The sequence below is a fragment of the Oerskovia sp. USHLN155 genome, from assembly GCF_037145535.1.
Classification (GTDB): Bacteria; Actinomycetota; Actinomycetes; order Actinomycetales; family Cellulomonadaceae; genus Oerskovia; species Oerskovia rustica.
The window spans coordinates 80,243-90,278 of sequence record NZ_JBBCXG010000015.1 but is presented as its reverse complement, the minus strand read 5'-3'; the positions used below and the strand labels follow the sequence as shown (position 1 = coordinate 90,278).

Annotated in this window: 8 protein-coding genes; 2 read left to right on the top strand and 6 right to left on the bottom strand. The window is 73.0% G+C overall.

The genetic code is table 11. The features are described from left to right. The first annotated feature begins 274 nt into the window (after nucleotides 1–274). The gene (locus WFH32_RS18590) at nucleotides 275–2,569 is read left to right on the top strand and encodes a DEAD/DEAH box helicase (protein ID WP_336708773.1); all 2,295 of its coding nucleotides are present in this window, start codon (nucleotides 275–277) and stop codon (nucleotides 2,567–2,569) included. 392 nt (nucleotides 2,570–2,961) lie between these two features. On the opposite strand, the gene WFH32_RS18585 is transcribed toward WFH32_RS18590, so the two are convergent. From WFH32_RS18585 to WFH32_RS18565, 5 genes are all read right to left on the bottom strand, one after another. Next, nucleotides 2,962–3,405 (bottom strand): hypothetical protein, encoded by a 444-nt coding sequence (locus WFH32_RS18585; RefSeq protein WP_336708772.1) that lies wholly within the window; start codon nucleotides 3,403–3,405, stop codon nucleotides 2,962–2,964. Then, nucleotides 3,402–4,886 carry an APC family permease gene (locus tag WFH32_RS18580; protein ID WP_336708770.1) on the bottom strand — a complete coding sequence of 495 codons (1,485 nt, stop codon included), beginning with the start codon at nucleotides 4,884–4,886 and terminating at the stop codon, nucleotides 3,402–3,404. The genes WFH32_RS18585 and WFH32_RS18580 overlap by 4 nt, the downstream gene beginning before the upstream one ends. A gap of 142 nt (nucleotides 4,887–5,028) precedes the next feature. Continuing rightward, nucleotides 5,029–6,534, bottom strand: coding sequence for an MFS transporter (locus WFH32_RS18575; protein ID WP_336708769.1), 1,506 nt, complete (start codon nucleotides 6,532–6,534; stop codon nucleotides 5,029–5,031). 117 nt (nucleotides 6,535–6,651) lie between these two features. Beyond that, nucleotides 6,652–7,401 carry a PIG-L deacetylase family protein gene (locus tag WFH32_RS18570; protein WP_336708767.1) on the bottom strand — a complete coding sequence of 250 codons (750 nt, stop codon included), beginning with the start codon at nucleotides 7,399–7,401 and terminating at the stop codon, nucleotides 6,652–6,654. Between the two features lie 39 nt (nucleotides 7,402–7,440). Then, on the bottom strand, nucleotides 7,441–7,884 hold the full coding sequence (locus WFH32_RS18565) for a RidA family protein (RefSeq protein ID WP_318243986.1): 444 nt from the start codon (nucleotides 7,882–7,884) through the stop codon (nucleotides 7,441–7,443). Nucleotides 7,885–7,996: 112 nt separating this feature from the next. On the opposite strand from WFH32_RS18565, the gene WFH32_RS18560 reads away from it, so the two are divergent. Beyond that, a complete protein-coding gene (locus WFH32_RS18560; protein ID WP_336708765.1) occupies nucleotides 7,997–8,956 on the top strand; it encodes an alpha/beta fold hydrolase in 960 nt (319 codons plus the stop codon). 63 nt (nucleotides 8,957–9,019) lie between these two features. Here the strand turns inward: WFH32_RS18560 and pflA are convergent, their stop codons facing one another. Continuing rightward, complete coding sequence (gene pflA / locus WFH32_RS18555; RefSeq protein WP_336708763.1) at nucleotides 9,020–10,030, bottom strand: pyruvate formate-lyase-activating protein; 1,011 nt, start codon at nucleotides 10,028–10,030, stop codon at nucleotides 9,020–9,022. Between the last annotated feature and the right edge of the window lie 6 nt (nucleotides 10,031–10,036).

Here is a 10,036-nt window from a genome sequence, read left to right as displayed (position 1 = left end):
GGGGGGGCGCCGCCCCCCGCGCCCCGGGGGCGCCCCCCCCCCCGCCCCGCGGGGGCCCCCCCCCCCCCGCCCCCCCCCCCCCCCCCGCCGGGGGGCGCCCCCCCCCCCCCCCCCCCCCCCCCCCCTGGGGTTCGGCGGGTGGCGAAGGTGTCCTCGGGACTGGCAGCTCTCGCCGGTGATAGCGTCACGAGGCCGTCGATCCTGGCATCGCGGCCGCCGGTCCTCCTCCAGAGTCCGTGCTCCCCCACCGACGTCCCCCAGGAGTGCCCGCCCGATGACCGCGCTCGACGTTCCCCGCCCCACGACCGAGCACGCGCGTGAGGTCGTCGCCCGGGCCGACGAGGTCGCCGCGCTGCTCTCGGGCCTCGCCGGCGCACCTGCCCGGTTCCGCGAGCACGTGCGCACCGCGTTCGGGTCGAGCCAGGAGGACAAGGTCCTGGGCGAGCTCTCGGCGATCGGGGTCGAGCGCCTGCGCGAGGTCAGCGGTGAGCGGCTGCGCGTGGGCCGCCTGGTCGACGGCGGCATCACGACCGTCGGGGACGTGCTGCGTGCAGGACCCGCCGGGCTCGAACAGCTGCCCGGGATCGGGCCGCAGACCGCGACGCACTGCCTCGCGGCCGCGGCGCAGATCGCCCACGCCGTCCAGGAGACCCTGCGGTTCCGCATCGACGACGCCCCGGGCGACCCGTTCACGACCGGCCTCGTCCAGGCCCTCGCAGGGCTCGACGCGGCGCGCACGGCCGCCGCGGTGCACCGACAGGTGGTCGTCACGTTCCTCGAGGGGCACACGGAGCACCGGGTCGCGGCCCAGGAGGCGACCCGCGCGGTCCGGACGTTCTTCTCGCTGCCCGCGCGGCGCCGTCGGGCAGCGGACGCCGTGCGCGACCTCGCACGGCTGGTCGCCGACGCCGAGCGGTCCGGGGCCGTCGCGGCCGCAGGGCGGGTCGGCGCCCTCGACACCGAGCCTGTCGACGCCTTCGAGGCGTGGACCGACTTCCGGGCACGCTCGGCGACGTACTACGCGCTGCTCGACGACGTCGTGGACATCGGGCGCGACCTCCAGGCCACCGAGGGCCACCTGCCGCCCGAGCTCCTGGCCCGTGTGGACGACCAGCCGCTCGACCAGTCCCTCCTGACCGCCTCGCTGCGCGGGTACCAGGTGTTCGGGGCGCGCTACGCCCTGGCGCAGCGGCGCACGATCCTGGGCGACGAGATGGGCCTCGGCAAGACCGTCCAGGCCATCGCCGCGATGGCGCACCTCGCCGCGGGCGGCGCGACGCACTTCCTCGTGGTGTGCCCCGCGAGCGTCATGACGAGCTGGGTGCGCGAGGTCGCGCGGCACAGCACGCTGCGCTCGCTCGACGTCCACGGCCCCGAGCGTGCCGAGGAGGCCGCGCAGTGGGCGCGCGAGGGCGGCGTGGCCGTGACGACGTTCGAGCAGGTCGGGCTCCTGCCGCTCGACCTGCCCACACCCGCGATGCTCGTGGTCGACGAGGCGCACTACGTCAAGAACCCCGAGGCCAAGAGGTCCCAGGCCGTGGCCGCCTGGGCCGGGCGCACCGAGCACGTGCTGTTCCTGACCGGCACGGTGATGGAGAACCGCGTCGAGGAGTTCCGACGCCTCGTCGCCTACCTCCAGCCCGAGGTCGCCGAGCAGGTCAGCGCCGCGCACGGCGCCGCGGGCGCCGAGCGGTTCCGGCTCGCCGTGGCCCCCGTGTACCTCCGGCGCAACCAGGAGGACGTGCTCGAGGAGCTGCCCGAGCTCGTCCAGGTCGAGGAGTGGGAGTCGTTCGGCCCGGCCGACGGCGCCGCCTACCGCGCCGCAGTGCGCGAGGGCAGCTTCATGGCCATGCGCCGGGCCGCGTACGCCGTCGAGCACCCCGAGGACTCGGCCAAGGTGCGCCGGCTCGTCGAGCTCGTCGAGGAGGCCACGGGGAACGGCCGCAAGGTCGTGGTGTTCACGTACTTCCGCGACGTCGTCGACCTCGTGGTGCGCGCGCTGGGCGACCTCGCCGCCGGACCGCTCACGGGGTCCGTGGGGGCGAGCGCCCGCCAGACGATCCTCGACGACTTCACGACCTCGCCCGTGCCCCGGGCGCTGGTGAGCCAGATCGACGTGGGCGGGGTCGGCGTCAACCTCCAGGCGGCGTCCGTCGTCATCCTGTGCGAGCCGCAGGTCAAGCCCACGACCGAGGCGCAGGCCGTCGCACGCGCCCATCGCATGGGCCAGGTGCGCACCGTGCAGGTCCACCGGCTGCTCGTCGCCGACACGGTCGACGAGCGCATGGTCGAGATCCTCGGGACCAAGGCCCGGCTGTTCGACGCCTACGCGCGGCGCAGCGTCCTGGCCGACGCGCTGCCCGGCGCGGTCGACGTGTCGGAGGCCCGGCTCGCGCAGACGATCGTCGCGGCCGAGCAGGCACGGTGGCTCGGCGGGGAGCCGGTCGCGGCGGGTGGCGCCGAGGCGACGGTCGCCCAGGGGATCGTGGCAGACCGCGAAGTGCTGGACCACGACGTGCAGGACGCGCCCGTCGACGTGCCGTGGGGCGACGGCGGCGCCGACGTGTGACGGCATCCCGCCGGTCAGGCGACGCGTGCCGCCCGACGTCGAGCAGGACGGCCGTCGGCTCTCCGCTGCGGGTGTCGCCGACCCCGGGCGAACCGACCGGGCCGGAGTTCGCGCTCCCGTGAGCGCGGGGCCCGGTACGCGACCAACTGCGCACACCCTCGAAGGAGGTCCTCCGGCACTTCGGCGGCTCGGCGCTCGGGCACGCTCCCGACGACGCGGCTCCTTCCACCGACCCCTGGTTCGACTCGCTGTCCGAGTCCGACGGCTGGAACCCCGCGACGGAGCACACCTTCGACACGGCTCTCGTGGTGCTGGGCGAGTCGAGCTCAGGTTGCTACGGGGTGGCTGAGGAGGACTAGGCGTCGAACGTGACCGCCATGGCGGTCACCGCCTCAACCCGCCACGTCGGCGGTCTTGAGGTCGTCGACGAACGCCTGGAACTCGTCCAGCTCCTCGGGGCAGTAGACCTCGATGATGAGCAGCTGCCCCTGGACCACACGGCTGTCCGCGATGACCGGCCGGGCGCCCGGGCCCGTGGCGCCGTTCGCGAGCTGCGCGAGCAGGGTCGCCCGGCTGAGCGCCTCGTTGGGGTTGGCGCACGTCGCGCCGCCGTCGTCGCCGAGGACGCGCACGACCTGGTCCTTGTCGGGCGTGCGCACCCCCGCGTCCTCGATCGCCGCGATCAGCTCGTCCGCCTTCTCCGACGCACGAGCCGACTCCCTGACGGTGGTGAAGGCGAGGATCCCCCACACGCCCATCGCGACGAGGATCACGCACGCGCCGATGTAGATCCACCGACGCTCGTGCCGCGGCTGGTTCTCCGCTGACGTGCTCACGAGGCCACCTCCGTCGACTCGGCCTGCTTCCAGGTCGGCTTGCGGAACCGGTAGAACAGGAACGGCACGAACAGGCCCAGCCCCAGGGCCCCGCCGCCCACGATGAGGAAGTAGACCAGCGGGCTACCGGAGGAGAACTGCGACGGCGGGACGAACCCGACCAGCAGCGCGGCCAGCGAGGCTGCGAAGCCCACCCCGCACATGCTCACGAGCATCGGGGCCCGGAAGCCGCGCGGGTGGTCGGGCTGACGACGGCGCAGGTTGATCGCGGCCACGAACATCAGCAGATACATGATCAGGTACACCTGCGTCGTGATGACGGAGAAGATCCAGTAGGCGCTCGAGACGTCGGGGATCAGCGCGTAGGCGAGGCCGATCACCGTAGTCACGATGCCCTGGACGACCAGGATGTTCTGCTGGACGCCGTTCTTGTTGAGCCGCTGCAGGAACGGTGGGAGGTACCCCTCCTGGCGGGAGATGAGCAGCAGGCCCTTGGACGGACCGGCCAGCCACGTGAGCATGCCACCGAGCGAGGCCGTGACGAGCATGATGCCCACGATGGGCGTCAGCCACTGCCACCCGAAGTTGGCGAACACCGCGTCGAAGGCCTGCATCACGCCGGCCGTGAGCGAGAGCTCCTCGGCGGGCACGATCCAGCTGATGGCCAGCGCAGGAAGGATGAAGATCGCCAGCACCATGCCCATCGCGAGGAACATCGACTTCGGGAACTGCTTCCCGGGGTTCTTCAGCGACGACACGTGGACCGCGTTCATCTCCATGCCGGAGTAGGACAGGAAGTTGTTGACGATGAGGACGAGGCTCGAGAGCCCGGCCCAGGCCGGCAGCAGGTTGTCGGCCGTCATGGGCGCCGCGGACTCGTTCCCCTGACCGAGGAACACGACGCCGAGGGTCACGAGCACGACACCGGGGATCAGGGTCCCGATGATGAGCCCACCGCTCGCGAGGCCGGCGACGCCCTTGGTGCCGCGCGAGGAGACCCAGACGCCGGACCAGTAGACGACGATGATCACGGCCGCCGTCCAGACCCCGCTGCTGGCGAGCGCGGGGTTGATGACGTACGCGAGCGTGCTCGCGACGAACCCGAGCAGGCTCGGGTAGTAGAAGATCGTCATGGCGAACTGGCACCACACCGCGAGGAAGCCCATGGGCTTCGAGATGCCCTCGGAGACCCACTTGTAGATCCCGCCCGTCCACCCGGAGGCGAGCTCCGCCGACACCAGCGACGTCGGCAGCAGGAAGACGACCGCGGGCAGCAGGTAGAGGAACACGCAGGCGAGGCCGTAGACGGCCATCGTCGGCGCGGCGCGCAGGCTCGCGACCGAGCTCGTCGTCATCATCGCCAGCGCGACCCAGGAGATCCACTGGGTGTTCGTCGCGCGCGTGCGGGCGGCCGGGACCGCCGTCGTGCCGTCGACAGGGACGTCGGCGGGGATGTCGGCGGGGATGTCGGCGGCGCTCATCGCGCGTCCTGCGGGGGTGCTTGCGTGGTCATCACTGCCTCCGTCGACGTCGTCGGTCAGGCCTTGGTTCGAGTGTGCCGCCCGAGGAACCGGGAGCACGTCATCCAGATCGGGTGAACCGCACCGACCGGGGAGAGGGTGCTCAGTCCCGGTCTGAGCCGGTTCGTCCTGCTGTCGCCGAGGTCGGCAGCGTGAAGGAGACCGCGGCTGCCGCCGCGGCGGCGTCGTCGAGCGTCCCCTTCGTGGCACGGTGGCGGCCGATCACGACCGCCATGAGCACGCCGAGGAAGCTGAAGATCGCCATCATCCAGGCGGCGGCCGCCAGCCCCGAGGCCAGGGCGTCGCCCTGCGCGGCCCCGGCAGCCGTCCGGGTCGCGATCACGTTGCCGTAGATGGTGGCGGCCAGCGCCGTCGCGACCGCGGCGCCGACGTACCGGGCCATGTTGGAGATCCCCGAGGCCCCGCCGACCTGGTTCTCCGGCACCGCGGCCGTGGCCGCCGCCGACGCAGGGCCGTTGGAGAGGCCCATGCCGACCGCGATCGCGACCAACGGCAGCAGGAACGCGCTGTACACCCAGGTCTCGTTCACGAGGCCCACGACCACGAAGCCGGCCGTGGTCAGGGCGAAACCGAGCCCGATCGTCTGCCGACCGCCGATCTTCGCCGCGAGCCGCGGCACGAGCGGGGCGATCACCACGAGTCCCACGGTCGCCGGGAGCGTCGCGAGCCCCGCCTGGAGCGGGCTGAAGCCCAGGGTGGCGGGGTCCTGGAAGTACAGGCTCAGGAGGTACATCAGGCCGTTGATCGTGCCCGCCCCGATGAGGATCGCGATGGTCGAACCCACGAGGACGCGGTTGCGCAGCAGGGCGAGGTCCACGAGCGGGACGGCCACCCGCCCCTCGACGACGACGAACGCGACGGCCGCCCCGACAGAGATCGCGAAGCACCCCAGCGTGGCCACCGAGAACCAGCCCCAGTCGCCGCTCTTGGTCACGCCCAGGATGAGCGGGGTCAGCGTCAGCGCGATGAGCACGGTGCCCGCGTAGTCGATCGTCCTCGGCCGGTCGGGGTCCCTCGACTCGGCGACCGTCAGCACCGTCAGGACCATGCACAGGACCGCGATCCCCGCGTCGATCCAGAACAGCCCCTGCCACCCCGTGACGTCGACGAGCACGCCGCCGACCAGCGGACCGGCCGCGGCCCCCACGGCCGCCGCGGCGCCCCACAGGGAGACGGCGCGGAGCTGTGCATCGCCCGAGTTCGCGACCGACAGGAGACTGAGGCCGCACGCGAGGATCGTCGCCCCCGCCGCGCCCTGGATCACGCGACCGGCGATGACCATGCCCCCGGACCCGGCCAGCGCGATCATCACGCACGACACGACGAACAGCAGCAGGCCGAGCTGGAACACCCGACGACGACCGAAGACGTCGCCCAACGAGCCCGAGGTGACGATGACAGCCGCCCCGACGAGCGAGTAGCCCGTCACGGCCCACTGCAGCGTGGTCACGGACGTCCCGGTGTCCTCGGAGATCGCCGGGAGCAGGATGCTGACCGCCGACGTGTTCGCGTTGACCACCAGCGTGGAGATGCACGTGGCCGCGAGGACCCCGCCCGTCCGGCTCCTGACCTGCGCAACATCACTCATCGCACTGCCCCTTCCCGTGACGGGCTCGGGGCGGGTACCCCTCCCACACGGTAGGGCAGATGGCCGCGGCGCTCCTGTCGAAACGGCCCGCGACCAGCCAGGGGTGCCGCCGCTGCGCTAGTCCTCCCAGCCCATGCGGAGCACCTCGAACGCGGTGGCGTGCTCGACGTCCATGCGAGCGCCGCCCGCCCGGGACATGGTCGCGAGGAACTCCGCCGGGTCGAAGTGCTCCCACCCGAGGCCGGCGATGTAGGCGGCATGGGCCGTGAGCGACGCCACGCCCGCGTCGAACGTCCCCGTCACGTCGACGCCGTAGGCCGCGTCCGGTGAGCCGGCGACCCAGACCTGCCGCACGCCGCCCCACGGCTCCAGGCCCGCCTCGACCTGGTCGTGGAAGACCCAGCGGTTGCCCGCGTCGCGCACGGCATCGACGACGGCACGGCCGGTCGCGATGTGGTCGGCCTGGTTGAGCATCCCGCCCGGGAACGTCTCGCGGTAGTTGCCCGTGATGACGACCTCGGGGCGGTGACGCCTGATCGCCGCCGTGACGGCCGACCGCAGCGGCAGCCCGTACTCGAGCACGCCGTCGGGCAGGCCGAGGAACTCGACCTCGTCCACGCCCACGATCGCGGCCGACGCGACCTGCTCGGCCTCGCGCACGGCGCGCGCCTCGGCAGGCGCGAGGCCGTCGATCCCGGCCTCGCCGCTCGTGACCATGGCGTAGACCACGGTCTTGCCCTGCCTGGTCCAGCGCGCGACGGCCGCGGCCGCACCGAACTCCATGTCGTCCGGGTGGGCCACGACCGCGAGCGCCCGGGTCCAGTCCTCTGTCAGCGGGGTCAGGGGTGTCTGAGGTGGGAGGTCCATGCCTCCCACGGTATGCCCGGGCGCCCTCGCGTGGCGGGGTCAGCGGATCGCCGCGACCGCCTCGACCTCGACGAGCTGGTCGTCGTACCCGAGCGCGGCGACGCCGAGCAGCGTGCTCGGCGGGTCGTGCGGGGCCAGCGCGTCGCGCACGACCTCCCACGCAGCCACGAGGTCGTCCTGCGACGTCGAGGCGACGTACACGGTCGTCTTGACGAGGTCTGCGAAGGTCGCGCCCGCGTCCTCGAGCGAGACCCGCAGGTTGGCCATGCTCTGCGCGGCCTGGGCCCGCACGTCCCCGACGCCCACGGTCGCTCCGTCGGCGTCGAGCGGGCACGCGCCTGCGGCGTGGACGAGACGGGCGCCGGACGGGACGACGGTCGCGTAGGCGTACTCGGCGACGTCGGACAGACGGGGGCTGCGCACGAGCCGTGCGACGGGGGTCGACGGCTCGGTGGTCGACTGTGCAGCGGGGGAAGAAGGCACGGGTTCTCCTCGGGGTCGATGGGGTGTTCCTCGATCCTCCGTCATCCGGGCGCGGGGATCCAGGCATTTCGGGCTCGGTGCCCGCCCAGGGGTGCGCGATAGCGTGGCTCGCATGACGTCGAACGGTTCCCCGGTCACGCACCACACCACAGCGACCCTCCACGACGGCGGCACGATCCGCGTCGAGGTCACGGGGACGGGCCCCGCCGTCCTGCTCCCGGTCAACCCGGTCCCGGCCACGGGGCCGCAGGCCGACGAGCTCCGGACGTGGGGCGTCGACCCCGCGCTCGGCCGGACCCTGGTCGACGCCCTCTCCCCCACGTTCCGCGTGGTCGCGGCCGACTACGAGGGTCACCGCATGGCTCACCCGGCCCCGGACACGCTGACCCCAGAGAACGTCGCGGCCGACCTGCTCGCGATGGCCGACGCCGCAGGCGCCGAGACCTTCGCGTACTACGGGTACTCGTGGCTCGCGCTGAGCGGCCTCCAGCTCGCGCTGCGCACGACGCGCCTGAGCGCGCTCGTCATGGGCGGCTTCCCTCCGCGGGGCGGGCCGTACGCGGGCATGCTCGCGGTCACGCGCGCGACGCACGCCATGACGGCCGAGGCCCCGGGCGAGCCCAGAGACGGCCCGACGGCGCCGCGCGAGGCGAGCGACGTCGTCGAGCACGAGGAGCGTGCGCAGGCGACGGACGAGGCGACGACCGCGGCCCAGGACCCGGAGGGCTTCGACTGGGACGCGTTCGACATGACGCTCGGCGAGGGTCAGACGCGCCAGTTCGTGACGCTGTACGAGGCGCTCGAGGGTTTCGACGACCGGGCAGCGCTGACCACGGTGACCTGCCCACGCCTCGCGTTCGCGGGGACGGCCGACGAGATCGAGTACGGCGAGAGGTGGGGCGGGGTGCACGTGAGCATCGGCGGCGCACTGGCCGCCCGCGCCGACGAGCTGCGGGCCGCGGGCTGGGACGTGCGCCTGCTCGACGGCCTGGACCACACCCGGGCCATGCAGCCGGACGCGGTGCTGCCGGTGCTGGGCCCGTGGTTGGCCTCCGTGCTCACCGGGGAATGAGGAGCGGCCCCCCGATCACAGGATCCGGGGGCCGCGGCTCGTCGCTCAGGGTCGGGCGGCCGGTCAGTAGACCGTGAGGCCCTTCGCGCGGAACTGGTCGCGCACACGATCGACCAGCTCGACGTCGGGCGCGGGGGTGTCGGTGAGCTCGTACTCGCGCCCGAGCGTCTCCCACTTGTCCCGGCCCATCTGGTGGAAGGGCAGGACCTCGACCCGGGTGACCGTGCCGGGCCGGATCTCGTTGAGCGAGGCGGCGTAGTCCGCGACGACGTCGACGTGCTCGGCCTGGTCGGTCAGGCCCGGGACCAGCACGTACCGGACCCAGACCTCCACGGGGCGCTCTGCCGTGACACCGCCGGGCAGGCCCGACTCGGCCAGACGCCGGCCGAACTTCAGGGTCGGCTCCAGGGCGCGGCCCGTGACCTTCTCGTACGTCGCGGCGTCACCCGACTTGACGTCGAGGAGCAACAGGTCGGTGTCCGCGAGCATCTCGTCGCTCAGGTTCGCCCCGAGGAAGCCCGAGGTGTCGAGCGTGGTGTGCACGCCCATCTCCTTGGCACCCCGCAGGATGCGGGCGGCGAACGCGGGCTGCATGAGCACCTCGCCGCCCGAGAGGGTCAGCCCGCCCTTGGTGGCGCGGAAGACCGGCAGGTACCGCTTGATGCGAGCCAGGAGCTCGTCGGCCGTGACCGGCTCCCCGTCCTTCATCTGCAGGGTGTCGGGGTTGTGGCAGTACAGGCACCGCAACGGGCACCCGTTGAGGAAGACCGTCAGGCGCGTGCCCGGGCCGTCCACCGCGGTCACGAGCTCCCAGGAGTGCACGGAGCCGAGCTCGCCCGAGCGCATCATCGCGAGCTTGTCGTGCCGGTCGAGGTCCTCGGCCGTCGAAAGGCCCGAGACGCCGGCCCCCGTCCGGCGGCGGGGGGCCTCCGGTGCGTCCAGGTCGCTGTCGTGACCCAGGCCGTCACCAGAGGTCCGCCACGGCAGCGGAGCCGAGGCGACCCCGTCGACCCCGTAGCGGGCGGCGGCACGCGCGGGCACCTGGCCTGCTGCGGGCGTCGAGAGAGTCGTCATGATGGT